General features: G+C 74.3%; 24 protein-coding genes. 7 read left to right on the top strand and 17 right to left on the bottom strand.

Translation table 11 applies throughout. The features are described 5' to 3' along the window. Positions 1-7: 7 nt before the first annotated feature. Positions 8-3,994, bottom strand: coding sequence for a HAMP domain-containing protein (locus tag AB0G11_RS24040; RefSeq protein ID WP_357588305.1), 3,987 nt, complete (start codon positions 3,992-3,994; stop codon positions 8-10). 129 nt (positions 3,995-4,123) lie between these two features. Between AB0G11_RS24040 and AB0G11_RS24035 the strand changes: the two genes are divergently transcribed. Both AB0G11_RS24035 and AB0G11_RS24030 read left to right on the top strand, forming a co-directional pair. Next, positions 4,124-5,308, top strand: coding sequence for a PP2C family protein-serine/threonine phosphatase (locus AB0G11_RS24035; protein WP_219509456.1), 1,185 nt, complete (start codon positions 4,124-4,126; stop codon positions 5,306-5,308). Between the two features lie 26 nt (positions 5,309-5,334). Continuing rightward, the gene (locus AB0G11_RS24030) at positions 5,335-5,877 is read left to right on the top strand and encodes a MarR family transcriptional regulator (RefSeq protein WP_357588303.1); all 543 of its coding nucleotides are present in this window, start codon (positions 5,335-5,337) and stop codon (positions 5,875-5,877) included. Positions 5,878-5,901: 24 nt separating this feature from the next. Here AB0G11_RS24030 and AB0G11_RS24025 read toward each other — a convergent pair whose 3' ends face one another. The 7 genes from AB0G11_RS24025 to AB0G11_RS23995 all read right to left on the bottom strand — a co-directional run bounded on the left by AB0G11_RS24025 (position 5,902) and on the right by AB0G11_RS23995 (position 10,725). Next, positions 5,902-6,168 carry a DUF1232 domain-containing protein gene (locus tag AB0G11_RS24025; RefSeq protein ID WP_357588301.1) on the bottom strand — a complete coding sequence of 89 codons (267 nt, stop codon included), beginning with the start codon at positions 6,166-6,168 and terminating at the stop codon, positions 5,902-5,904. Positions 6,169-6,231: 63 nt separating this feature from the next. Then, positions 6,232-7,278 carry an NAD(P)-binding domain-containing protein gene (locus tag AB0G11_RS24020; RefSeq protein WP_357588299.1) on the bottom strand — a complete coding sequence of 349 codons (1,047 nt, stop codon included), beginning with the start codon at positions 7,276-7,278 and terminating at the stop codon, positions 6,232-6,234. A 48-nt stretch (positions 7,279-7,326) separates the two neighbouring features. After that, positions 7,327-8,040 carry an AraC family transcriptional regulator gene (locus tag AB0G11_RS24015; RefSeq protein WP_357588297.1) on the bottom strand — a complete coding sequence of 238 codons (714 nt, stop codon included), beginning with the start codon at positions 8,038-8,040 and terminating at the stop codon, positions 7,327-7,329. After that, positions 8,037-8,663, bottom strand: coding sequence for a vitamin K epoxide reductase family protein (locus AB0G11_RS24010; protein WP_357588296.1), 627 nt, complete (start codon positions 8,661-8,663; stop codon positions 8,037-8,039). Before AB0G11_RS24010 ends, AB0G11_RS24015 begins: the two co-directional genes overlap by 4 nt. After that, entirely contained in the window at positions 8,644-9,333 is a 690-nt protein-coding gene (locus tag AB0G11_RS24005; RefSeq protein WP_357588294.1) for a thioredoxin domain-containing protein, read from the bottom strand. The genes AB0G11_RS24010 and AB0G11_RS24005 overlap by 20 nt, the downstream gene beginning before the upstream one ends. Positions 9,334-9,439: 106 nt before the next feature. Beyond that, the gene (locus AB0G11_RS24000; RefSeq protein WP_357588292.1) at positions 9,440-10,372 is read right to left on the bottom strand and encodes a M56 family metallopeptidase; all 933 of its coding nucleotides are present in this window, start codon (positions 10,370-10,372) and stop codon (positions 9,440-9,442) included. Next, a complete protein-coding gene (locus AB0G11_RS23995; protein WP_219509487.1) occupies positions 10,369-10,725 on the bottom strand; it encodes a BlaI/MecI/CopY family transcriptional regulator in 357 nt (118 codons plus the stop codon). Before AB0G11_RS23995 ends, AB0G11_RS24000 begins: the two co-directional genes overlap by 4 nt. Positions 10,726-10,841: 116 nt before the next feature. On the opposite strand from AB0G11_RS23995, the gene AB0G11_RS23990 reads away from it, so the two are divergent. Next, positions 10,842-11,249 (top strand): hypothetical protein, encoded by a 408-nt coding sequence (locus AB0G11_RS23990; protein WP_357588290.1) that lies wholly within the window; start codon positions 10,842-10,844, stop codon positions 11,247-11,249. A 414-nt stretch (positions 11,250-11,663) separates the two neighbouring features. On the opposite strand, the gene AB0G11_RS23985 is transcribed toward AB0G11_RS23990, so the two are convergent. Further along, a complete protein-coding gene (locus AB0G11_RS23985; protein ID WP_357588289.1) occupies positions 11,664-12,470 on the bottom strand; it encodes an AraC family transcriptional regulator in 807 nt (268 codons plus the stop codon). A gap of 87 nt (positions 12,471-12,557) precedes the next feature. On the opposite strand from AB0G11_RS23985, the gene AB0G11_RS23980 reads away from it, so the two are divergent. After that, positions 12,558-12,908 carry a VOC family protein gene (locus AB0G11_RS23980; RefSeq protein WP_357588287.1) on the top strand — a complete coding sequence of 117 codons (351 nt, stop codon included), beginning with the start codon at positions 12,558-12,560 and terminating at the stop codon, positions 12,906-12,908. A gap of 93 nt (positions 12,909-13,001) precedes the next feature. Next, complete coding sequence (locus tag AB0G11_RS23975) at positions 13,002-13,778, top strand: thioesterase family protein (protein ID WP_357588285.1); 777 nt, start codon at positions 13,002-13,004, stop codon at positions 13,776-13,778. A gap of 22 nt (positions 13,779-13,800) precedes the next feature. Here the strand turns inward: AB0G11_RS23975 and gndA are convergent, their stop codons facing one another. Continuing rightward, positions 13,801-15,231 carry an NADP-dependent phosphogluconate dehydrogenase gene (gndA, locus tag AB0G11_RS23970; RefSeq protein WP_219509448.1) on the bottom strand — a complete coding sequence of 477 codons (1,431 nt, stop codon included), beginning with the start codon at positions 15,229-15,231 and terminating at the stop codon, positions 13,801-13,803. A gap of 60 nt (positions 15,232-15,291) precedes the next feature. Next, positions 15,292-15,984, bottom strand: coding sequence for an HAD family hydrolase (locus AB0G11_RS23965; protein ID WP_219509447.1), 693 nt, complete (start codon positions 15,982-15,984; stop codon positions 15,292-15,294). 23 nt (positions 15,985-16,007) lie between these two features. Between AB0G11_RS23965 and AB0G11_RS23960 the strand changes: the two genes are divergently transcribed. Both AB0G11_RS23960 and AB0G11_RS23955 read left to right on the top strand, forming a co-directional pair. Next, the gene (locus AB0G11_RS23960; protein WP_219509446.1) at positions 16,008-16,649 is read left to right on the top strand and encodes an NAD(P)H-binding protein; all 642 of its coding nucleotides are present in this window, start codon (positions 16,008-16,010) and stop codon (positions 16,647-16,649) included. Positions 16,650-16,843: 194 nt separating this feature from the next. Next, positions 16,844-19,336, top strand: coding sequence for an ATP-dependent Clp protease ATP-binding subunit (locus AB0G11_RS23955; RefSeq protein WP_357588283.1), 2,493 nt, complete (start codon positions 16,844-16,846; stop codon positions 19,334-19,336). A gap of 27 nt (positions 19,337-19,363) precedes the next feature. Here the strand turns inward: AB0G11_RS23955 and ptsP are convergent, their stop codons facing one another. Genes ptsP through AB0G11_RS23925 form a run of 6 tightly spaced genes read right to left on the bottom strand, consistent with a single transcriptional unit; the run spans position 19,364 to position 24,316 of the window. Next, on the bottom strand, positions 19,364-20,953 hold the full coding sequence (ptsP, locus tag AB0G11_RS23950) for a phosphoenolpyruvate--protein phosphotransferase (protein WP_357588281.1): 1,590 nt from the start codon (positions 20,951-20,953) through the stop codon (positions 19,364-19,366). Further along, the gene (locus AB0G11_RS23945; RefSeq protein ID WP_357588279.1) at positions 20,946-21,404 is read right to left on the bottom strand and encodes an HPr family phosphocarrier protein; all 459 of its coding nucleotides are present in this window, start codon (positions 21,402-21,404) and stop codon (positions 20,946-20,948) included. The genes ptsP and AB0G11_RS23945 overlap by 8 nt, the downstream gene beginning before the upstream one ends. Positions 21,405-21,415: 11 nt before the next feature. Then, the gene (locus AB0G11_RS23940; protein ID WP_357588277.1) at positions 21,416-22,420 is read right to left on the bottom strand and encodes a zinc-dependent dehydrogenase; all 1,005 of its coding nucleotides are present in this window, start codon (positions 22,418-22,420) and stop codon (positions 21,416-21,418) included. Then, on the bottom strand, positions 22,417-22,842 hold the full coding sequence (locus AB0G11_RS23935; protein WP_219509442.1) for a PTS sugar transporter subunit IIA: 426 nt from the start codon (positions 22,840-22,842) through the stop codon (positions 22,417-22,419). The genes AB0G11_RS23940 and AB0G11_RS23935 overlap by 4 nt, the downstream gene beginning before the upstream one ends. Then, entirely contained in the window at positions 22,835-23,143 is a 309-nt protein-coding gene (locus AB0G11_RS23930) for a PTS lactose transporter subunit IIB (protein ID WP_219509441.1), read from the bottom strand. Before AB0G11_RS23930 ends, AB0G11_RS23935 begins: the two co-directional genes overlap by 8 nt. A gap of 3 nt (positions 23,144-23,146) precedes the next feature. After that, the gene (locus tag AB0G11_RS23925) at positions 23,147-24,316 is read right to left on the bottom strand and encodes a PTS mannitol transporter subunit IICB (protein ID WP_357588275.1); all 1,170 of its coding nucleotides are present in this window, start codon (positions 24,314-24,316) and stop codon (positions 23,147-23,149) included. Positions 24,317-24,523 lie beyond the last annotated feature (207 nt).

The following is a 24,523-nucleotide window of genomic DNA, read 5'->3' as shown; positions in this document are numbered from 1 at the left end:
CGGGGGGTTACGCCGTCAGCCAGCGCTGGATCAGCCCGAGGAGGTGATCGGCGTCGACGGGCTTGGTGACGTAGCCGCTCGCGCCCGAGGCGAGGCTCTTCTCCTGGTCGCCCGGCATGGCCTTGGCCGTGACCGCGATGATGGGCAGGTCCGCGTACTGCGGCATGGCCCTGATCGCGGTGGTGGCGGCGTAGCCGTCCATCTCCGGCATCATCACGTCCATCAGCACGATGTCGATCTCCGGATGCGCCACCAGCGTGTCGATGCCCTTGCGGCCGTCCTCGGCGTGCAGCACCCGCAGGCCGTGCATCTCCAGGATGCTCGTCAGCGCGAACAGGTTGCGCGCGTCGTCGTCGACCACCAGGACGGTGCGGCCGGTGAGCGCGCCGTCCTCCGGCCGCTCGACCGGCAGGTCCGCCTCCTCCGAGCGCACCAGTGGCAGCACGTCGCCGGGCTGCTCGGCGGTCAGGTGCAGGGCGATCCGCTCGCGCAGCTCGTCCAGGCTCGACAGCAGCTCCAGCGGCTGGGAGACGGCCCGCGCCTGCAACGCCCGCTCCTGCGCCGCGTCCATCCGCCAGTTGTTGTAGGCCAGGACCGGCACGCCGTGCAGGGCGGCGTCCCCGTCGATGGCCTCCAGCAGGCCGAACCCGGCCCGCCCCGGCATGTCGAGGTCGAGCACGATGCAGTGGCAGGGGGCGGCGGCCAGCGTCGCCGCCGCCTCCTGCCCGCCCACGGCGGTCACGATCTCCACGGGCGCGTGCGCGCCGCCCGCGTCGCGGCGCGCCAGGTCGGCCACGACGCTCTCGGCCACCAGGGAGAGCAGGCCGCGCGAGCGTTCCTCCACCACCAGCAGCCTGCGCTGCTGGGAGGGCGCCGGGGCCGCCGCCTTGACGGGCTCGCCGTCGGCCGGGGCCTCCGGCAGCTCGCGGGGCGAGGGCGCGGCCTGGCCCGGGCCCTGCTCGGCGAAGTCCGGCCGGGCGGCCGGCAGGAAGAGCGTGAACGTGCTGCCCTGGCCGGGCGTGCTCTGCGCGGTGATCGCGCCGCCGAGCAGGTAGGCGATCTCCCGGCTGATCGACAGGCCGAGCCCGGTGCCGCCGTACTTGCGGCTGGTGGTGCCGTCGGCCTGCTGGAACGCCCCGAAGATCGCCTCCAGCTGCTGCTCGGCGATGCCGACGCCGGTGTCGATGACGCGGAAGGCGATCGCCGCGCCGTGCGGCCGCACGGAGGCGGGCACCTGCGCCGGGGCGGCCGGCTCGATGCGCAGCTCGACGCTGCCGCTCTCGGTGAACTTGACCGCGTTGGACAGCAGGTTGCGCAGCACCTGGCGCAGCCGCGAGTCGTCGGTGAGCAGGCTGTCGGGCACGCCCGGCGCCGTCGTGATGCGGAACTCCAGGCTCTTCTCGGTGGTCATCGGCCGGAACGTGGCCTCGACGTAGTCCAGGAGCTGACGCATCCCGACCCGTTCGGGACTGATGTCCATCTTGCCCGCCTCGACCTTCGACAGGTCGAGGATGTCGTTGATGAGTTGCAGCAGGTCCGAGCCCGCCGAGTGGATGACGCTGGCGTACTCGACCTGCTTGGGCGTCAGGTTGCGGGTCGGGTTCTGGGCGAGCAGCTGCGCGAGGATGAGCAGCGAGTTCAGCGGCGTGCGCAGCTCGTGGCTCATGTTGGCGAGGAACTCGCTCTTGTACGTGGAGGCGAGCGAGAGCTGCTGGGCCCGCTCCTCCAGCTCCTGGCGGGCCTGCTCGATCTCCAGGTTCTTGGCCTCGATGTCCTGGTTCTGCGAGGCGAGCAGCGCCGCCTTCTCCTCCAGCTCGGCGTTGGAGCGCTGCAGCTCCTCCTGCTGGTTCTGCAGCTCCTCCGAGCGGGCCTGGAGCTCGACGGTCAGCCGCTGCGACTCCGCCAGCAGCTCGTCGGTGCGGGCGTTGGCGACGATGGTGTTGACGTTGACGCCGATCGTCTCCATCAGCTGGTCGAGGAAGGCGCGGTGCACGGGCGTGAACGTGCCGAGCGAGGCCAGCTCGATCACGCCGAGCACCTGCTCCTCCACCACGATCGGCAGCACGATCAGCGAGCTCGGCGTGGTCCGCCCGAGCGCCGAGGAGACCGTGACGTAGCCGGGCGGGACGTCGTCGACCGCGATCGTGCGGCGGGCCCGCGCCGCCTGGCCCACCAGCGTCTCGCCCAGGCCGACCCGGGTCGCCGTCTGGCCCGCCGGGAACCCGTAGGCGTTGATGAGCCGCAGCTCGTCCTCGTCGGCCAGGAAGAACGCGCCGTACTGGGCCGAGACCAGCGGCGCCAGCTCGTTCATGACCAGCTCGGCGACCGCCGCCAGGTCGCGGTGGCCCTGCATGAGCCCCGACAGGCGCGCCAGGTTGGTCTTCAGCCAGTCCTGGTCCTCGTTGGCCTTGGTGGTCTCGCGCAGCGACTTCACCATCGAGTTGATGTTGTCCTTGAGCTCGGCCACCTCGCCCGAGGCGTCGACGGTGATGGAGCGGGTCAGGTCGCCGGAGGTGACGGCGCTGGTCACCTCGGCGATCGCGCGCACCTGCCGGGTGAGGTTGCCGGCCAGCTCGTTCACGTTCTCCGTCAGCCGCTTCCAGGTGCCGGAGACGCCCTCGACCTCGGCCTGGCCGCCGAGCCTGCCCTCGCTGCCCACCTCCCGGGCGACCCTGGTCACCTCGGCGGCGAAGGAGGAGAGCTGGTCGACCATCGTGTTGATCGTGGTCTTCAGCTCCAGGATCTCGCCGCGCGCGTCCACGTCGATCTTGCGGGTCAGGTCGCCCCTGGCCACGGCCGTGGTGACCTGGGCGATGCTGCGCACCTGGTTGGTCAGGTTGTCGGCCATCGAGTTGACGTTGTCGGTGAGGTCCTTCCACGTGCCGGACACGCCGCGGACCTGGGCCTGGCCGCCGAGCTGTCCTTCGGTGCCGACCTCGCGGGCGACGCGGGTGACCTCGTCGGCGAACGCGGAGAGCTGGTCGACCATCGTGTTGATGGTCTGCGCGAGCGCCGCCACCTCGCCCTTGGCCTCGACGAGGATCTTCTGCGACAGGTCGCCCTGGGCCACCGCCGTGGCCACCTGGGCGATGCTGCGCACCTGACCGGTCAGGTTCGAGGCCATGAAGTTGACGTTGTCGGTGAGGTCCTTCCACGTGCCGGACACGCCGCGGACCTGGGCCTGGCCGCCGAGCTGTCCTTCGGTGCCGACCTCGCGGGCGACGCGGGTGACCTCGTCGGCGAACGCCGAGAGCTGGTCGACCATCGTGTTGATGGTCTCCTTCAGCTCCAGGATCTCCCCGCGCGCGTCGACCCGGATCTTCTGCGACAGGTCGCCCTTGGCCACGGCCGTGGTGACCTGGGCGATGCTGCGCACCTGGGCGGTGAGGTTGTCGGCCATGACGTTGACCGACTCCGTCAGCGCCTTCCACGTGCCGGACACGCCCTTCACGTCGGCCTGGCCGCCCAGCCGCCCCTCGGTGCCGACCTCGCGGGCGACCCGGGTGACCTCGTCGGCGAAGGAGGAGAGCTGGTCGACCATCGTGTTGAGGGTGTTCTTCAGCTCCAGGATCTCGCCCTGGGCCGAGACGGTGATCTTCTGCGACAGGTCGCCCTTGGCCACCGCCGTGGCCACCTGCGAGATGTTGCGCACCTGGCCGGTGAGGTTGCCGGCCATCGCGTTGACCGACTCGGTGAGGTCCTTCCAGGTGCCCGACACGGCCGGCACGTCGGCCTGGCCGCCCAGGCGTCCCTCGGTGCCGACCTCGCGGGCCACCCGGGTGACCTCCGAGGTGACGAGCGAGAGCTGGTCGACCATGCCGTTGAACACCGAGGCGATCTCGCCCAGCAGGCCGTCGGCGTCGGCGGGCAGCCGCGTGCCGAAGTCGCCGTCCCTGACGGCGGTCAGTCCGGTGAGCAGCTGACGCAGTTCGAGCTCCCCGGCGTCGTGGACCCGCTGTGTTCCCGACCGGCTGCCACTCACGGTGTTGCCCACCTCTCAATAATTGCCATAGTGCAAATAATTGGCTTGGAGGCTAGCGTAGGCGCACGCGGCACGACAACCGCAGCGCACACGAGGGGCAGCTCGGGTGCGCCACTTCCCTGCCCATGAGGAACTACGCCCGTGACCACCGACAACGACATGAGCGCCGTCTACCGGGCGCTACGCGCGGCACCCCCGTACCGGCTGGGGGAGGCCGCCCGCGACGCGCTCGTCGCGCACACGGCCGCGACCGGCGTCGAGCTGCTGCTCGCCGACTACGCGCTGACCGTGCTCAGGCCCGTGCTGGACCCGCCCGGTCCCGACGCGCCCGAGATCCGCATCGACGCCAGCGAGCGCGGCCGCGTGTTCGCCTCCCAGCGGCCGGCGTGGGACCCGGAGCGCGGCGCCCTGCACCTGCCGATGTCGGCGTGCGGGGAGCGCCTCGGCGTCCTCAGCCTCAGCCTGCCCGCCGCCCCCGGCGACGAGCGGATCCACGAGTTCCACGAGCTGGCCTCCGCGCTCGCCGCCGCCCTGTGGGGCGCGGGGCGGGTCACCGACCGCTACCGCAGGGCCCGCCGCCTGTCCCGGCTCACCCTCGCCGCCGAGATGCAGTGGGAGCTCCTGCCCGGCTACGGCCACCGGGGTGACTCCTACGACCTCGCCGGCCAGCTCGAACCGGCCTACGCCGTCCACGGCGACAACTTCGACTGGAGCTGCGACCGCGACTCGCTGATGCTCTCCGTCACCAACGGCATGGGGGAGGGGCTGCGCGCCGCGCTCCTCACCTCGCTGGCCGTCACCGCCATCCGCAACGCCCGCCGCTCCGGCGCCGACCTCGTCGAGCAGGCCGGCCTCGCCGACGAGGTCGTGCACGCCCAGTACGGCGGCCGCGAGCACGTCTCCACCCTGCTGCTGCGCTTCGACGCCGTCACCGGCGAGGTCGCCGCGGTCGAGGCCGGGTCTCCGCGCATCTTCCGGCTGCGCGGCGCCGAGGTCGAGACCGTCAAACTGGACGCCCAGCTGCCGCTCGGCATGTTCGGCGCCACCGCCTACGTCGAGCAGCCCGTCCCGCTGCAGCCGGGCGACCGGCTGGTCATCGTCAGCGACGGCGTGTACGGGGCGCGGTCCACGGCCGACGTGGAGTTCGGCGCCGGTCTGCTGGAGACGACGGTCCGCTCCACCCGCCTGCAGCCCGCCGGAGAGGCCGTCCGTACGATCGTCCGTGACATGATGGCGTTCAGGGCCGGGGTGGACGTCATCGACGACGCCGTCGTGGTTTGCCTAGACTGGACCGCCGCGGCACCCGCGCGAGGCATACGCGCGTAGTCACGCTTCGACCCCTGGAAGCCAGCATGAGCCACCGCGATCTCAGCCACCTCCCCCCGACCGCAGCCGGAGCCTCCGGCGAGGCCTCCACCGGGGCCGTCGTCGAGAACGCGGCGGCCGCCCTGGTCGCCGTCTGGGCGCACTCCCGGCACGCCGCGGTCACCAAGGTCTCCTCCATCCAGCTCCAGGCGCTGCTCACCCTCGAACCCCACCGGCACATCAACCTCGCCACCCTCAGCGAGGCCCTGGGGGCGCTGCCGTCGTCCACCAGCCGGCTCTGCGACCGGCTGGAGGCCACCGGGTGGGTGCGCCGCTCCACCTCCCACGACGACCGGCGGGAGCTGACCATCAGCCTCACCCCCTCCGGGCGGGCCCTGCTGGCCGAGCTGCGCGCCCGGCGCCGCGAACACCTGGCCGAGGTCGTCGACGAGATGCCGCCCGACGCGCGGGCGGCTCTCCTGCTCGGGCTGCGCGCGTTCACCACGGCCGCGAGCCGCGTCCACGCCGCTCAGCGGCCGGGCCAGTCCGACGACACCTGGACGAACATCGCCGGCCGCTTCACCGCCTGACCCCCGACCGGCGCGGCGGGGTTTTCAGGGGGCGGCGGGCGGCCTGTCCAGTCCGGTCAGCCGGGTCAGCACGGCGAAGCCGTCGTCGGTGCCCGGCCAGTGCCGGCGCACCGCGGGCAGACCGGCGCGGCGGACCACCGAGCGCAGCACCGCGGTGACGATGATCGCGTCGTCGGCATACCCCAGGACGGGGATGAAGTCGGGCACCAGGTCCAGCGGCAGGGCCAGGTAGGCGATCAGCAGTGCGGCCACGACGCCGAGCAGGAGGTCCCACCCCCACGCCCCGGTCATGGCCGGCGGCCGCGTCGCCCGCCGGCGTCACCTGTCACGGGGCCCATGCTACGTCCGGGCCGATCACGCCCGCCGGGCGGCGTGGGCCTCGGCGATCAGCGCGGCGTCCTCGCCGACCCAGCCCAGCAGGGCCGAGCCGCGGCAGCGCTGGAAGGGCAGGCCCACGTACGTGAGACCGGGCACCGGGCTGATCCCGCCGGTGTGGCGCGGAACCCCGCCGGCCAGGGCGCCGGGGACGCGCAGCCACCCGTAGCCGGGCCTGTAGCCGGTCGCCCAGATCACGCTGCGCGGGGCGAGCCGCAGGCCGGAGGCGGTGCGCAGCAGCGGCCCCTCGCCATCGACGCCGCCATCGACGCCGCCCTCGACGACGCGGTCGACGACGCGCACACCCATCCGGCGCAGCCCCCGGGGGCCGAGCCCGATCAGCGGGTCGCGGGCGCGGACCAGGCGGCCGAGCCGGCCGGTGACCGGAGCCCGGACCACGCCGAGGGCGCGGAGCCAGGTGAAGACGTCCAGGCCGCCGAGACGCTGGGGGAGGACCGGTTGCCGCGCGCCGGCCGCGAGGGTGACCGGGTGGGTGGCGGCGAGCTCGGCGGCGATCTGCACGCCGGAGTTGCCGCCGCCGACGACCAGCACGGGGCCGTCGGGAAGCCGGTCGGGGGCGCGGTAGGCGGAGCTGTGCAGCGCGTGGACGCCGGGTGGCAGCTCCAGGGCGGGAACGCGCGGCTCCTGGAACGGGCCGGTGGCGACCACGACCCCGTCGCCGGCGATCACCCCGTCGCCGGTCACCGCCTCGAACCCGCCGCCCGGGCCGGGGCGCAGCTCCGACACCCGCGCGCCGAGGCGGACGGGCAGGTCGAAGCGGGCCGCGTACGCCTCCAGGTAGCCGGCCACCTCGTCCTTGCCCGGGTAGCGGCTCCCGCCGGGCATCGGCAGGCCGGGGAGCGAGCTGAGCCGGGCCGGGGTGAACAGCCGCAGGGAGTCCCACCGCCGCCGCCACGACTCGCCGATCCGGTCATGGGCTTCGAGGAGTACGACGTCAAGCCCGGCCAGACGGAGGGCGCGGCCTGCCGCGAGCCCCGCCTGACCGGCGCCGATCACGATGATCATGGGGTCAAGCCTGCCCGGCGGGGTGGCGGCCGGGCTTGAACGAACCTGCTAGGAAAGCCACCGCACCCCGGCGGTCATGGTGGAGGGCGCGTTCCCCATCATCCGGCGGACCACCCGGCTCAGGTGGGCGGCGTCGGCGAACCCGGCCGCGTGGGCGGCCTCGGTCAGCGTGGCCCCGGCCGCCAGCGCCGACCACACGCCGTCCAGCCGGGCCCACAGCACGTACGGCCGGAACGGCAGCCCGAACTCCGCCGTGAACAGGTGGGACAGCCAGCTCTCCGACAGGTGGACAGCCCGCGCGACGTCGGACAGCCGCACCCGGCCGGGCAGCATGCGCCGCACGGCCCGTTCGGCGCCGGCGAGCGCGGGGTGCGGCGGCCGGGGCGCGACGTGCCCGGTCAGGGCGTCGACCAGTGCCGTCAGCGTGTCCAGGTCGCCGGTGACGGGGACGTCCGGCCCGAGGCGCCACGCGGCGGCCGATCCCGGAGTCGCGTCGCCGCGGCCCGGCTGCCCGATCCGGGCCGGGTCGACGAGGGCAAGCAGCCCGTCGGCCGTCCCGCGCACGATCGTGTGCGGGGCGTTGGCGGGGATGAGCGCGGCGCGTACGGCATGATCGCGGCCGTCGGCGCCGCGCAGGACCAGCCCCTCGCCGGTCAGGAGCTGCGCGGCGCGGTGGGCGTGCGGGCCGGTCGCGCCGATCCGGCCGCCGTAGCACAGCACGCCCGGCCGCAGCGCCGCCCACCCCTGCCAGCGAGGAGTCACAGCAGGGTGCTCCAGTAGCTCCAGAAGCGGGCGCCGATCAGGGTGACGACGGTCAGGAACCACACCGTCAGCACGACGCCGTGGTAATCGGTCAGCGCCTCGACCGGGCGGCGCACCGGACCGGGGACGGGCAGATGGCCCTGCCGCAGGTTGTGCAGGCTCACGTACCAGAAGACCGGGACGGTGACCGACCACACCACCATGCAGTACGGGCACAGCGCGCCGATCTCGTACAGGCTCTGGACGATCAGCCAGTGCACGAACACCGCCCCGGCGGTGACGCCGAGCTGCAGGCCCAGCCAGAACCAGCGCCGGAACGCCGCGCCGGCCAGCAGCGCCGCGCCCACGGCGGCGACGACGGCGAACGCGGCGACGCCCAGCAGCGGGTTCGGGAAGCCGAACACGGCGGCCTGCGGCGTGCTCATGACCGACCCGCACGACAGCACCGGGTTGAGGCTGCAACCGGGCACGTAGCCGGGGTCCGCCAGCAGCGCGATCTTCTCCACCGCCAGCACGAACGCGGCGAGCAGGCCGATCAGCCCGCCGGCCAGCAGCAGGCCGGGCAGCAGCCGGGGGAACGGGCCGGCGGAAGGCCGCGCGGCGTCACTCGGCGAGTGCCGCATCGATGGCCGCCCTGAACTCCGCCAGGGTGCGGGGTTCGATCCTGGTGCCGTTGAGGAAGAACGTCGGGGTGCCCTGCACGCCCAGGGCCCGGCCGTCGGCCATGTCCTTCCGGATGCGGGCCAGCGTCGCCGGGTCGTCGTAGGCCCTGTCCCAGGCCGCCAGGTCCAGGCCCAGGTCCTTGGCGAAGCCGCGGAACGTCTCGTCGGCCGGGACCCGCTTCTCGCCCCACTGGGGCTGCGTCTCGTACATCCGCCGGTACATCGCCTCGAACGCGCCCTGCGCGGCGGCGGCCTCCACCGCGCGGGCGGCGCGCTCGCCGTTGAAGTGGCCGGGCATCGGGAAGTAACGCGCCACGAACGTGACCTTCCCGGCGTAGTCCTCGCGCAGCTCCTCCACCGCCGGGTAGTAGGCCAGGCAGCCCTCGCACTCGAAGTCGAGGAACTCCACCAGCGTCACCTTGCCGTCCGCGGCCGACTGCAGCCGGTGGCTGTCGGCGCGCACCAGCTGCGACTCCCCGGCGGACAGACCGGCCTGTTCGACCGCCTCAGGGCCGGGCCGGCCGAACGCGAACAGCGCCGCCACCGCCAGCACGAAGACGCCGATCACGGTCACCGACACGGTGACGTTGCGCTTACGGGCCGCCTGGCGACGCTCGGCCTCTGATGACACGGGTGCTCCCCTTTTCGGTCCACGGCTTACTTCTACTTTGTGTAGAAGATAGTGGGCGGTGGTCCCGCCTCTCCTTCCAGGGGTGCCACCCGGCCGTCCGCGCCTCTCAGATCGCGGCGCAGACCAGCGGGGCGACCAGCACCGCCAGCGGCCCGCTGAGCAGCAGCCCGGCCGTCGAGCAGGCCGCCGCGGGCGCCCAGCGGGGCCGCTCGCGCTCCGTGAGCAGGCGCTGAAGCCGCTCGACGACCCCCTGCTCGGCGAGCGCCGGCGTGGACGCCTGCGGCCCAGGCCCGCCGGCCGTCATCCGCACCAGCGCGCCGGCCAGCGGCAGGCCGCCGTGGGCGCGGCGGGCATGGTCGTCGGCGACCATCTCCAGCAGCACGGCCACCGCCCGCCGGGCGGTCCGCGCCGCCGGCAGCCAGGGGAAGGCCCGCGCCAGCGCGACGAACGGCAGCAGAGCCAGGTCGTGGTGGCCCCGCGCGTGCGCGCGCTCGTGCCCGAGCACCGCCGCCAGCTCCTGCGCGCTCAGCGCGTCCAGGGCGCCCTGGCTGAGCACGATCCGCCGCCGCCTGCCCGGAACGCAGTAGGCCACCCGGCCGGACGCGGGCAGGATGTACGCGTCGTGCTCCGGCGAATGATCGGCGACCACGTCGATCAGCAGCCGCCGGCGGCGCCGCTCCCGTAACGTCCCGGCGGCCACCCGCGCCGTGTGGACCACCAGCCAGGCCGTCAGGCCCGCCGACCAGGCCAGCGCCACCAGGTGCGCCGGACCCAGCCCCGCCAGGCCGTGCCCGCCGGCGATCCGGCCCACCAGCGTGTGCACGCCGTGCGGGAACACCGCGGCCGACGGCGCCACGGCCGCCACCAGCCCCAGCCCGATCGCCCCCAGTCCGGCGGACGCCCCGGCCGCGTGCCACAGCACGAGCGCCGCCCGGGGACAGCGATGCGTCCACGCCGCACCGGCCAGCGCCCGCGCCGCGCGATCGCCCAGCGCCACCGGCAACAGCGCCACCCCGGCCGCCACCAGCCAGGCGATCATCGCGCCGAACCGTCCCGCTCGCCCAGCGCCGCACGCAGCGCCGAGGCCACCTCGGGCGACACCGTGCCCACGAAGCGCTGCACCGCCGCCGCGACGTCACCCGCCTCGTCCAGGGCCGCGCGCATCGCCTCGGCGACGAAGGCGTCCTTGCCCGCCGTCGCACGGTACAGATGCGCCCGGCCCACCCGCTCGCGCGAGACCATGCCCTTGTTCGACAGCCGCGTCAGCACCGTCAGCACCGTCGTGACCGCCGGGCCGGACGGCAGCAGCGGCGCCAGGTCGTGGGCGAACATGCCGCCGGGATGCTCCCACAGGGCTTCCATGACCGACCGCTCCAGATTGCCGAGTTGCACCGTCACCCTCCTCACGCCCGCGCCTTCGCGAGAAGGCTACTGCCGCCGCGGTGAACCTCCCGCGCCGCCGGTGCGTACCTGCGGCAGGAACGTTTCACCGTCCACGGGATGAGGCCATGCAGACTTCCACCGGCAAGCCGCTCGCCGCCGCCGTCGCCGTCGCGCTCGCCGCGCTCCTCACCGCCTGCACGGCCCCGGCGGCCCCGCCCACCCTGGCGGCCCCGGCCGCTCCGGCCGCACCGGCGGGCATCGACCAGATCGGCGCCGCCGCCGGATGTCCCCGCCCCGCCCTGCAGATCGACGCCGCCGACCTGCGCCAGGCCGACTGCCGGACCGCCCGGGGCCACTACACCCTCGTCACCTTCACCACCGAACGAGGCCAGCGGGACTGGCTGGAGCTCGCCCAGATGTACGGCGGCGCCTACCTCGTGGGCGAGCGCTGGGTCGTCGTCTCCACCCCGCCCCTGCTGGAAGGCGTCCGCGCCCAACTGGGCGGCCGGATCGAGTCCGCCCACCACCACTGACCGTCTCCACCCCGCCCCCGCCCGCGCCCGCTCCCGCGCCCGCCCGCGCCCGCACGCCGGCTCCGTCGCACGCCTCCACCGGCCGCGCCCGTCGCGCGCTGGCGCCCGGTCCGCACGGCTCGCCGCAGCCGTCCGCTCCCGAGACTCCCTGGCGAGTCCGCCGTAGTGCGTCGCCATCCGTTGGCCGCCGCTCGCGGTGCTCCACGCCGCCAGACCGCGCCTGGGGCGGCTGGCTTCGAGGGGAGGAAGAGGTGCGGCAACGGGAGGAGACGGCAGGGGGTCCAGGGAAGGAGCAGGCGGTGCGGCAACGGGAGGAAGCGGCGAGAGGCGAGGGAGGAGGCGGCAGGGTGCGGGGGACGAGCCGGGCAGTGCGGGGGACGAGGCACGGTGCGGGCACGGGGAGGTGGCGGTGCGTCAGGGGGTGAGAAGGTGCCGGAGGGTGGTGGGGGTTTGGGCGGTGTGGCGGCGGATGGTGCGCGTCAGGTGGGCCTGGTCGGCGAAGCCGAGGTCGGCGGCGAGCGTGGCGAGGCTGGGTTCGCCCTGCTCCAGCCGGTCGAGGGCCCGGCTCACGCGGACGCGGTTGCGGTAGTGGGTGAGGGAGACGCCGAGCTCCCGGGTGAAGGCCCGGCTGAGCCGGTAGGGGGAGACGCGCAGGAGGGCGGCGAGCGAGAGCAGGTCGCCGGCCTCCGGGTGGTCGGCGGCGATGGCCTCACGGGCGGCGTCGACGAGGGCGGCGCTCGTGACCCGGGCGGGGCCGCCGCCGGTGGGCACGGGGGCGGCGGCGCGGGTGAGGGTGGCGGCGACGAGCGGCAGGAGCGCCTCGGCGAGGGCGAAGGCGGGGTCGCCGGCGCGGGCCGCGCGCAGGAGGCGGCGGTGCGCCACGTCGAGCCGCGCGTCGGCGTACAGGGCGGGCCGGGGCGGCAGCGGGCCGCCGGCGAGCGTGTGCCACAGCGCGGGCGACAGGCGGAGCGAGGTGCACACGTCGCCGCCCGCCGGGTGGGCGAAGCGCTCCTCCTCACCGGGCGCGGTCACGTACGCCGTCGTCGGGTCGAGCGTGGCGGAGCGGCCGCCGGCGAGGCGGCGGAAGCGGCCACGCCGGACGAGCACCACCCGATGGGCGGTGCTCTCCTCAGCCGGTGACCACCGGCGGTGGTCGTCGCGGCAGGTCACCTCGTCCAGGGTGAACCCCGCCCCGGCGCCCAGTCGCAGAGCCGATCGCATGCGCCGCACGCTACGGCACGGCTACGACAGTCCCGGGGGTGCAAGGATGTTCAAGACCGGCGCGGCCGGGGCGGGCAGGCTGGCCGCATGACCATCACTTCCCTCTCATCGATCGTGTTCGACTGCGCCGACCCGCAGGCGCTGGCCACCTTCTACGCCAAGGCCACCGGCGGGCGGGTGACCGGCTCCGACGCGGACTTCGCCACTGTCGGGGGCGGCGCGGCGAGCCTGTCCTTCCAGCGGGTCGACGGCTACCGGGCGCCGGGCTGGCCCGCGGTCAAGCACGCGCACCCCGACTTCCAGGTGGCCGACGTCGAGCAGGCCGTCAAGGAGCTCGTCGAGCTCGGCGCGACGCTACCCGGCCACCAGCCGGGCGGCGACGGCTGGACGGTGCTCCTCGACCCGGAGGGTCACCCGTTCTGCGTGGCCGCCGGGTAGAGGCCCGCGAAGAAGGCGCGGATGCCGCCCGGCGGCAACGTGGCCGCCCGCGTCGAGCGCCGGGCGAACGGCTCTCCACTAGAATCTGATTCTGTGACGTCTGCCTTCTTCACCACGGCCGGGGACGAGCTCGTCCCGGCCCCCCACGCCCGCAGCCCCTGGGCCCTCGACATGCTCCACGGCCGCCTGCTCGGCGGGCTGGCCGCCCGTGCCGTCGAGGACCGGTACGGCGATCCGGAGATGCAGTTCGCCAGGCTCACCGTCGACCTGTTCCGCAACAGCCCGATGCTGCCCGTCACCGTTGAGACCGCCCTGGTCAGGGACGGGCGGCGGATCCGCGTGGCCGACGCCGTCATCCGCACCGAGCAGGGCGTGATCGGCCGGGCGAGCGCCGTACTCCTCAGGAAGGGCGAGCAGCCCGGCGGCGAGCGGCCGGTCACCCCCGCGTGGGACGAGACGCCGCCCGACGGGCCGCCCGCCGAGGGGCCGGGCTGGACGCCGCCGTTCGACCTGTGGCGCCTGTCGGAGTGGGGCGACCCGGGCCGCAGGCGGGTCTGGACGCGGGAGAACCGGCCGCTCGTCGACGACGAGGAGGTCAGCCCGTTCGTCCGGGTGGCGCTGGCGGCCGACTTCGCCAGCCCGCTCAGCGGCATGACGGCGGGCGGGCTGCCGTTCATCAACGCCGACTACACGCTCACGCTGGCCCGGCTGCCGCGCGGCGAGGTGATCGGCCTGGACGCCACCGGCCATCTCAGCGCGGACGGCGTGGCCAACGGGCAGTGCACCGTGCACGACGCGTCCGGGCCCATCGGCTACTGCGTGGTGACGGCGCTGGCCAACCGGATCCCGCCGCCCCCGGCGGCGAGCTGACGCCCGCCGGGGGGAGGCGGCCTCAGGAGGCGGGACGCTCTGCGCGGTCGCCCGACCAGTCGGTGTGGTAGGCGCCCTCCTTGTCGACCCGCAGGTAGGTGTGCGCGCCGAAGTAGTCGCGCAGCCCCTGCACCAGCGCGGCGGGCAGCCGGTCGCGCCGCAGCCCGTCGTAGTAGGCCAGCGCCGAGGAGAAGCCCGGCGTCGGCACCCCGATCTTCACCGCCGTGGCCACCACCCGGCGCCACGACTCCTGCGCGGCGTTGAGCGCCTCGGCGAACGACGGGTCGGCCAGCAGCGTCGGCAGCGCCCGGTCGGCGTCGTAGGCCGCGCGGATCCGGTCCAGGAACTTGGCCCGGATGATGCAGCCGCCCCGCCAGATGGTCGCCATCGCGCCCAGGTCGAGGTCCCAGCCGTACTCCTTGGACGCCGCCGCCATCTGGTCGAAGCCCTGCGCGTAGGCGACGATCTTGGACGCGTACAGGGCCTGCCGCACGTCCTCGACCAGTTCCTTGCCGCCGGTCCCGGTCAGCTCGGGCCCCTGGAGGAGCGGCCGGGCCGCCTCCCGCTGCTCGGGGTGGCCCGACAGCGCCCGCGCGAACACCGCCTCGGCGATCCCCGTCACCGGCACGCCCAGCTCCAGCGCGCTCTGCACGGTCCACCGGCCGGTGCCCTTCTGCTCGGCCCGGTCGACCACCACGTCCACGAACGGCTTGCCCGTCTCGGCGTCGACCTGGTCGAGCACCTCGGCGGTGATCTCGATCAGGTAGGAGTCCAGGTCGCCCTGGTTCCACTCCCGGAACACCCCGGCGAGCTCGGCGGGCGTCGCGCCCAGCGCCTGGCGCAGCAGGTCGTAGGACTCGGCGATGAGCTGCATGTCCGAGTACTCGATGCCGTTGTGCACCATCTTGACGAAGTGACCGGCGCCGTCGGGGCCCACGTGCACCGCACACGGCACGCCGTCCACCTTGGCCGAGATGTCCTGGAGGATCGGGCCGAGCGCCTCCCACGACTCCTTCGAGCCGCCCGGCATGATGCTCGGGCCGTTCAGCGCGCCCTCCTCGCCGCCGGAGATGCCGGTGCCGACGAAGTGGATGCCGCGCTCACGCAGCGCCGCCTCGCGCCGCCGGGTGTCCTCGAAGTACGCGTTGCCGCCGTCGACGATCATGTCACCCGGCTCCATCAGCGCGGCGAGCTCGTCGATCACCGCGTCGGTGCCCGGCCCCGCCTTCACCATGATGATCGCCCGGCGTGGCCGCTTCAGCGACGCCACGAACCCGGCCAGATCCTGCGAGGGCAGGAACGTGCCCTCGCCGCCGAACTCCCGCACGAGCTGTTGCGTACGGGATTCGGTGCGGTTGTGCACGGCCACCGCGTAGCCGTGCCTGGCCAGGTTGCGCGCCAGGTTGCGGCCCATGGTCGCCAGGCCGGTGACGCCGATGTCTGCCAATTCCATAGTCAGCTCCTCCAAAAGGGGTACGCGTGATCAAAGCTCCGTGGTTCGGCCGGATATTCCTCAGTCGCTCTGCCGCACGCCCAGCTCGTCGAGCCGGTCGAGCATGTCGGCCGGGTCGGCGTAGACGCGGAACGCCCCCGCCCGCTCCAGTTCGTCGCGGCCGTAGCCGCCCGACAGCAGCCCGATGCCGAGCGAGCCGGCCCGCCGCGCCGCCAGCAGGTCCCAGATGCTGTCACCCACCACCATCGCGTGCGCCGGGTCGACGCCGAGCCGCGCCGCGCCGGCCAGGAACAGGTCGGGGTCCGGCTTGGCCCGGCGCACCAGGTCGCGCGTCACCATCGGCGCGTCGTCCGGCAGCCCGAGCAGGCCCAGCGCCAGCCGGGCCGTGCGCGCGTAGCCGCTGGTCGCGATCGCCCACGGCACGCCGCGCGAGGACAGCTCCGCCAGCAGCTCCACCGACCCCGGCAGCGGCCGGACCGAATCGGCCTGCTGCTCGTACGCCTCGGCGTGGGTGGTCTGCAGCTCGTCGATCTGCGCCTGGGTGAGCTTCAGCCCGGTCTCGCGCAGCAGGGCGTTGACGAACAGGCCGCCGCTCATGCCGATGCGCCGGTGGATCCGCCACACCGACAGGTCGATGCCCATCCCCGCCAGCGCCTGCCGCCAGGCGATGACGTGCTGGTAGACGCTGTCGATCAGGGTGCCGTCCAGGTCGAACAGAAACGCCGGGGCGGGCGCGTGCGGGAAGTCGTTCATGGCTCCATGACACCATGACGCCCATGAGGATCATCATCGCGGGCGGGCACGGGCAGATCGCGTTGCGGCTGGAGAGGCTGCTGGGAGCGGCGGCCGTCGGCCTGGTGCGCAACCCGGCGCACGTGGCCGACGTCGAGGAGACCGGCGCGCAGGCCGTGCTGTGCGACCTGGAGAAGGCGGGCGTGGAGGAGGTCGCCGGGATCGTCCGGGGGGCGGACGCGGTGGTGTTCGCCGCGGGCGCCGGGCCGGGCAGCGGCGCGGCGCGCAAGGACACCGTCGACCGGGCCGCCTCCGTGCTGATGGCCGACGCCGCCGAGCGGGCCGGGGTGCGCACGTTCGTGCAGATCTCGTCCATGGGCGCGGGCAAGCCGCCCAAGCCGGGCTCCGACGAGGTGTGGGCCGCCTACATCGCGGCCAAGACCGCCGCCGAAGACGACCTGCGCCGCCGCGACCTCGACTGGACCATCCTGCGGCCGGGCCGCCTCACCGACGAGCCCGGCACCGGCCTGGTCCGGCTGGCTCCCGAGGTGCCGCCCGGCCCGGTGCCGCGCGACGACGTGGCCGCCGTCGTCGCCGCCCTGCTCCAGGCCCCGGGGACGGGCCGCCGCACGTTCGAGCTCGTCTCCGGTGACACGCCCATCGTGGACCTCCTCGCGACGGAGTGACCCGCACCCCCCGGAGTGAGCCGCACCCCCGGAGGCAGCCGCACCCCCGGAGGCAGCCGCACCCCCGGAGGCAGCCGCACCCCCGGAGTGAGCCGCACCCCCTGAGGCGCGGAGGCATTTTGCCGATCGCTGGCTATGCCTTGCGACGGGCCCGGCAAGAGGTCCCGGAGGTGCGCGAGAAGGGGACGAGCAAAATGTCGGATATGTCGTTCTTTGGGCGGGATCCTTTCCGGGGTTTCGAGGAGCTGACCGGCCGGGTGTTCGGCGGGATGGACGCCTGGCCGCCGACCCGGCCCAGCGTCCAGCGCGTCGACGTGGGCAAGCTGCTCAGCGCCTCCGCCCGCGAGGTGCTCGCCGACGCCGTGGAGATCGCCGGCCGGCGCGGCGCCGCCGACCTCGACGCGCTCGACCTCCTCGGCGCCTCAGCCCGCGCCGAGCCCACCCGCGAGCTGCTGCGCTCAGCCGGCGTCGACACCGGCAGGCTCCGCGACCGCATCGGCACGCTCGCCGGGCAGGGACCCGCCGCCGAGCCGCCCGACACGCTCTCCCCGTCGGCCAAGCGCGCCGTCCTGGACGCCCAGCGCGTCGCCCGCGCCCTGAACTCCTCCTACATCGGCCCCGAGCACCTGCTGCTCGCGCTCGCCGCCAACCCCGAGTCCACCGCCTCCGAACTGCTGCGCGAGCAGGGCGTCTCCGCCAACGAGATCCAGCGCGCCCTGCTCTCCTCCGGCCCCGGGCAGCCCGGCGGAGAACGCCGCGACAGCGGCACCCCCTCACTCGACGAGTACGGGCGCGACCTCACCGAGGAGGCCAGGCAGGGCCGCGTCGACCCGGTCGTCGGCCGCGAGGACGAGATCGAGCAGTCCATCGAGGTCCTGTCACGCCGCACCAAGAACAACCCCGTGCTCATCGGCGAGCCCGGCGTCGGCAAGACCGCCATCGTCGAGGGCATCGCCCAGCGCATCGTCAACGGCAGCGTCCCCGACACGCTCAAGGACCGGCGCGTCATCGCCCTCGACCTGACCGGCATGGTCGCCGGGTCGAAGTACCGGGGCGAGTTCGAGGAACGGGTCAAGAAGGTCGTCGACGAGGTACGCGCCCACGCCGACGAGGTCATCGTGTTCATCGACGAGGTGCACACGCTGGTCGGCGCCGGGTCGGCCGAGGGCGGCATGGACGCGGCCAACATTCTCAAACCCGCCCTGGCCCGCGGCGAGCTGCACGTCATCGCCGCCACCACCATCGACGAGTACCGCAAGAACATCGAGAAGGACGCCGCGCTGGAACGCCGCTTCCAGCCCATCCTCGTCACCGAGCCCACCGTGGAGCAGACGGTCGAGATCCTCGCCGGGCTGCGCGACGCGTACGAGGCCCACCACCAGGTGCGCATCACCGACGAGGCGCTCGACGCCGCCGCCACCCTGTCGGCCCGCTACGTCGCCGACCGGTTCCTGCCCGACAAGGCCATCGACCTGATGGACCAGGCCTCCGCCCGGGTCCGGCTGCGCTCGCGCACCCCCGGCAGCGACGTGCGCGAGCTGGAGGAACGCCTCGCCTCCCTGCGCCGCGACAAGGACCAGGCGGTCTCCGCCGACGACTTCGACCGGGCCAAGGAGATCACCAGCCAGATCGACAAGCTCCGCCCCGAGCTCGACCGGGCCAGGCAGGGCCGCGACGCCGCCCCGCAGGTCACGGTCGAGGACATCGCCGAGGTCGTCTCCCGCCGCACCGGCATCCCCGTCACCCAGCTCACCACCCAGGAGCGCGACCGGCTGATGCGGCTGGAGGAACACCTGCACGAACGCGTCATCGGCCAGGACGAGGCCGTCGTCGCCATCGCCGAGGCGGTCCGCCGGGCGCGCGCCGGCCTGGCCGACCCGAACCGGCCCATCGGCAGCTTCCTGTTCCTCGGCCCGACGGGCGTCGGCAAGACCGAGCTGGCCAGGGCGCTCGCGGCGGCACTGTTCGGCGGCGAGGACCACATGGTGCGCATCGACATGAGCGAGTTCCAGGAGCGGCACACGGTCTCGCGGCTCATCGGCGCCCCGCCCGGCTACGTCGGCTACGAGGAGGCCGGGCAGCTCACCGAGGCCGTCCGCCGCCGCCCGCACGGCGTCATCCTGCTCGACGAGATCGAGAAGGCGCACCCGGACGTGATGAACATCCTGCTCCAGATGCTCGACGACGGCCGCCTCACCGACGGCCAGGGCCGCACCGTCGACTTCACCAACACGATCGTCATCATGACCAGCAACATCGGCGCCCAGATGATCCTCGACGCCCAGGGCGACACGCCCGACCTGCAGGACCGGCTCATGGACCTGCTGCGCCACTCCATCCGGCCCGAGCTGCTCAACCGCATCGACGAGACCATCGTCTTCCGCCGCCTGGACAGGAGCCAGCTCCGCCAGATCGTCGACCTGCTGCTGGAGCGCACCCGGCAGCGGCTGCGCGGCCAGGACGTGGCGCTGGAGGTGAGCGACGCGGCCAAGGACTGGCTCGCCGAGCGCGGCCACCAGCCCGAGTTCGGCGCCCGCCCGCTGCGCCGCACCGTGCAGCGCGAGCTGGACAACCGCCTGTCCACGATGCTGCTCACCGGCGAGGTCGGGGAAGGCGGCGCCGTCGACGTGGACGCCCAGGACGGCGAGCTCACCCTGCGCGCCCGCACCCCGGAACCGGCGAGCTGACCGCCCGCCACTCCCGGCCCGGGCCTGTCAGGAGAGGGCGGCGCGCGCCAGCTCGCGGCATTCGGCGTACGTGTGCCGCGACAGCGCGTCGCGGACGGCGGGGACGCACGACGGCGCCATCGACAGGCTCGTCACCCCCAGCCCGGCCAGCACCGGGGCGAGCGCCGGATCGCCGGCCGCCTCGCCGCAGACGCCGACCGGCTTGCCCGCCGCCAGGCCCGCCTCCGCGCACGCCGCCACCAGGCGCAGCAGCGCCGGCTGCGCCGGGTCGAGCAGGTCGGCCAGCGCCGGATGCTGCCGGTCGGCGGCGAAGGCGTACTGGCTGAGGTCGTTGGTGCCGACGCTGAGGAAGTCCACCTCCTCCAGCAGCCGGTCGGCCAGCAGCGCGGCGGCCGGGATCTCCACCATGACGCCCACCCGGGCCACCCCCCGGGCGCGCGCCCTGGCGGCGAACCCGGCGGCCTCGTCCCGGGTGGCGACCATCGGCGCCATCACCCACGCCTCCGCGCCCGTCCGCCGCGCCGCCTCGGCGATCGCGTCGAGCTGCGTGTCGAGCACGCCCGGCAGCACCCGGTCGACCCGCAGCCCGCGCATGCCCAGCGCCGGGTTGTGCTCCGGCGGCAGCCCGAGGAACGGCAGCGGCTTGTCGGTGCCCGCGTCCAGCGTCCGCACCACGACGTGCGCCGCCCGCCCGAACACCTCCGCGTAGGCCGCCACCTGCTCGTCGAACGACGGCTCCCGCTCGCGCCCCAGGAACAGGAACTCGGTGCGGAACAGCCCCACCCCCTCACCGCCGGGCACCAGATCCGCGGCCGAGCCGATGTTGAGCAGCAGCCTGACCGGCCGCCCGTCGGCGGTCCTGCCGGGCCCGCCGGTCGCGGCCAGCCGCTCCCGCTCCAGGCGGTCGCGCTCACACGCCGCCTCGGCCTCCTCCCGGCTGATGCCCGCCGTGACCTCGCCGGTCACGCCGTCCACGCACACGTACGTGCCGTCCGCCAGGTCCATCACGCCCGGGCACGCCACCACGGCGGGCAGGCCCCGGCCGCGCGCCAGGATGGCGGTGTGGCTCGTCGGGCCGCCCTTCGCCGTCACCAGCGCCAGCACGTCCGGCCCGAGCCCAGCGGTGTCGGCGGGCGACAGGTCCTCGGCGGCCAGCACGTACGGATGCCCGGGGGAGGGCAGGCCCGGCATCGGCACGCCCAGCGCGAAGGCGACGGCCCGGTGCCTGAGGTCGTCCAGGTCGGCCGCCCGTTCGGCCAGGTAGCCGCCGAGCGCCGCGATCGCCTCCCGGTGGCGGGTGAACGCGGCGTCGAGCGCGTGCGGGGCGTCCAGGCCGTCGCGTACGCCCTGCTCGGCCTCCTCCCGCAGCATCGGATCGTCGGCGATCATGGCCAGCGCGCCCAGGATCTCGGCCGCGTCACCCTCGGCCGCGGCGGCGCGCTCGCGCAGCCCCGCGGCCACCGCCTCCAGCGCCCCGGCGACCACCGCCCCCTCGGCCTCCGCGTCGCCGACCGGCCGAGGAGCCGGAAGCACGGGCGGCGCGGCCATCCGCACCACCGGCCCCGCCACCACCCCCCGGCTGACCCCCAGCCCGGCCAGCCGCACCACCTCACCCACCGACAACCTCCCCAGCCCCCAACCCTGCCCCCTGGCCTGTACCCGGTATCGCGCCCGCGCCCGAGCCCGAGCACGCACCTCCGCCCAAGCCCGCGCCCCCTTCCGGGGCCGCGCCTTCCTCCGGGGCCGGGGTTTCTTCGGGGGGTGGGGGTCCGTCCGGGGCCGCGCCTCCCTTCGGGGGCGGGGGGTCGTCGAGGTCGCGGGAGAGGAGGGCGGCGAGGGTGTCGAGGGCGGCGTCGGCGCCGGGGGCGTCCGACTCCAGCGTCACCTCGGTCCCGCGGACCGCGCCCAGCGACAGCACGCCGAGCATGCTGGACGCCGGGACCGCCTTCCCGTCGCCCGCCCGGATGCGCACCGGCACCCCCAGCCGCGCCGCCTCCTGGACGAACAGCTTGGCGGGCCGCGCGTGCAGCCCGCTCGCCGACGCGATGGTCACCGTCCGCGATGCCATGGCCTGCCTCCTCAGGGTTCGATCGTGACCTTGATGGCCGCGCCCCGGCTGACGAGCTCGATGCCGTCGAGCACCCGGGACAGCGGCAGCCGGTGGGTGATGAGGTCGCCGACCGGCACGGCGCCCGCGGCGATCAGCCCGAGCGCCTCGGCGTTGTGGGCGGGGCTGGAGCCGTTGGCGCCGACGATGGTCAGCTCCCGGTAGTGCACCAGGTTGGAGTCCAGCCGGATGACCGGATCGTCCTTGGGCAGCCCGCCGAAGAAGCTGACGCGGCCCCGCCGGGCGGCCATGCGCACGGCCTGCTCCTGGGCCACGCCCGACGCCGCGGCGGTGACGACCACGTCGGCGCCGCGGCCTCCGGTCAGCTTGAGCACCTGTTCCACCACGTCCCCGTCGATGGCCGCGTCGGGCCGTACGAGGTCAGCGGCGACGGCGAGGCGGGCGGCGTTGACGTCGGTGAGGAAGACGCGGCCCGCCCCGCGCGCCCGGGCGAGCCGCACGTGCAGGCAGCCGATCGGCCCCGCCCCCATGACCACCACGTCGTCACCCGTACCCACGCCGGCCAGCGTCTGCCCGTTGAGCACGCAGGCGAGCGGTTCGGCCAGCGACGCCTCGGCGAACCCGACGCCGTCCGGGACGGCGTTGACGCCGTTGACGGCCAGCACCTTGGCGGGCACGATCAGCCATTCGGCGAAGCCGCCGTCGTAGTGGTAGCCCATCGACTCCTGCGCCAGGCAGACGGCCGGGCGGCCCCGGCGGCACTCCGCGCAGGCGCCGCACGGGATCGCGGCGATCACCTGGACCCGCTCGCCGGTGCCCGCCACCTCGCCGGCGATCTCGTGCCCCATCACGCGGGGCGGCCTGATGTGGTGGTGCCCGAACTTGTAGATCTTGGCGTCGGTGCCGCACGTCGAGCAGTTGCGCACCCGGATCTTCAGCTCGCCGGGCCCGGCGACGGGCTCCGGCGCGTCCTCCACCCGGATGTCGCCCGGGGCGTGGAATCTGGCGACCTTCACGTCAGCTCCTCGATCACGTGGTTCACCTCGGTGGCCTCGCGCAGGGTCCGGGCCCGGGCGGGGTCGAGCAGCACGTCGGCCAGCGCGGCCAGCAGCGGCACGTGCCCGTCGCCGGCGGCGGCGATGCCGACGCAGACGGTGACGCGCTCGCCGTCCCAGTCGACGCCTTCGGGGAAGCGCACCACGCAGATCGCGTCGCGCAGCACGTCCTGCCTGGCCGCCGCCGTGCCGTGCGGGATGGCGAAGCCCTCACCGGCGTAGGTGGAGATCGTCCGCTCGCGTTCGAGCATGGCCTCGATGTACGGCTCGGCGACGGCGCCGACGTCGGCCAGGGCGCGCCCGCACCGGCGGATCGCCTCGTCGCGGCCGGACGCGCTCTCGTGCAGCAGCACGGCACGGGGGTCTAGCAGGCCGTCACGCATCGACGACGCCGCCGTTCCTGATGGTGGTGACGAGCCTGGTCACCGCCGGGTCGCCGAGGAAGATCTGGAACGGCACCAGCGCCTTGCCCGGCGCCGCCGCTCTCGCCCTGGCGGCCAGGCCCGCGTGGCAGAGCACCACGTCGGCGTCGGCCGGGATGTCGTTGACCGGCGTGTGCTCGACGGCGACGCCGCTGTCCTTGAGCTGCTTCCTGAGCTGGGAGGCGAGCATCACGCTGCTGCCCATGCCCGCGTCGCAGGCGACGACGATCTTGCGGATGTCCTTGCTGTCGATGCTCGTCATGGTTCATGCCTCCTTGGCGGCGGTCCGGTGCTCGGGGGAGTCCTCGCGGGCGGCGGCGTCGCGGGGCTCGTCGGCGGCGGGCGTGGCGCTCTCGGCGGGCGGCCCGGCTCCGGCGGGCGGCTCCTTCTCGCCGCGGCCGAACCTCATGAGCAGGGCGGCGACGGCGAACGTCACGGCGGTGGCGATCGCGATCCCGAGGATCATGCCCAGCCAGCCGCCTCTCGGCGTCACCGCCGCGTACGCGAAGATGCTGCCCGGCGACGGCGTCGCCACCAGCCCCGAGCCGGTGACCATGAACGTGAACACCCCGGCCGCGCCGCCCGCGATGACGGCGAGGATGAGGCGGGGCTTCATGAGCACGTACGGGAAGTAGATCTCGTGGATGCCGCCGAAGAAGTGGATGATCATCGCGGCCGGGGTGCTGGGGCGCAGCGGGCGCGGGCCGAACAGCAGGTAGGCCAGCAGCAGGCCGAGCCCGGGGCCCGGGTTCGACTCCAGCATGAACAGGATCGACCTGCCGGTCTCGGCCGCCTCCGCGACGCCGAGCGGGCCGAGCACGCCGTGGTTGACGGCGTTGTTGAGGAACAGCACCTTGGCGGGCTCGATCAGCGCCGAGGCCACGGGCAGCAGGCCGTTGCCGACCAGCCAGTCGACCGCGTCGCCGGCGACGTTGGTGATCACCTGGACGACCGGGCCGATGCCCCACACGCCGGCGACGGCCATCGCGCCGCCGACGATGCCGGCGCTGAAGTTGTCCACCAGCATCTCGAACCCGGACCGGGTCCGCGCCTCGGTGAACTTGTCCACATATTTCAGGATCAGGGCGGCGAGTGGGCCGACGATCATGGCGCCGAGGAACATCGGGATGTCCGCCCCCACCACGACGCCCATCGCGGCGACCGCGCCCACCACCGCCCCGCGCTGCCCGTGCACCATCCGCCCCCCGGTGTAGGCGATGAGCACGGGCAGCAGGACCTTGATGATCGGCTCGACCATCGCGGCGAACGACTCGTTCGGCAGCCAGCCGGTGGGGATGAACAGGGCGGTGATGAGTCCCCAGGCGATGAACGCGCCGATGTTCGGCATGATCATCCCGGCCAGGTGGCCGCCGATCCGCTGGATCGTGGCCTTGACGCCGGTCCCGTGGACCGGAGGGGTGTAGGTGTCGGCCATTGGACATGCTCCTTCGGGGGGATGAGCAGACTCCAGGGGGTGAGCCGGTCAGCGACCCGGCGGCGGCCGCGCCGGGCCGGTGGTCGAGGTGAGCGGGCGCGCCGGGTCGAGGGCCGAGGTGAGCGGGCGCGCCGGGTCGGGTGCGTGGACGCGTACGGCGTCGCGGCGGATGTCGCGCGGGCCCGGCATGCGGCTGCCCGGCAGGCC

Origin of the sequence: Nonomuraea sp. NPDC023979 (assembly GCF_040639085.1) — a bacterium.
GTDB lineage: Bacteria > Actinomycetota > Actinomycetes > Streptosporangiales > Streptosporangiaceae > Nonomuraea > Nonomuraea ceibae.
This window is presented reverse-complemented; position numbering and strand designations above follow the sequence as displayed.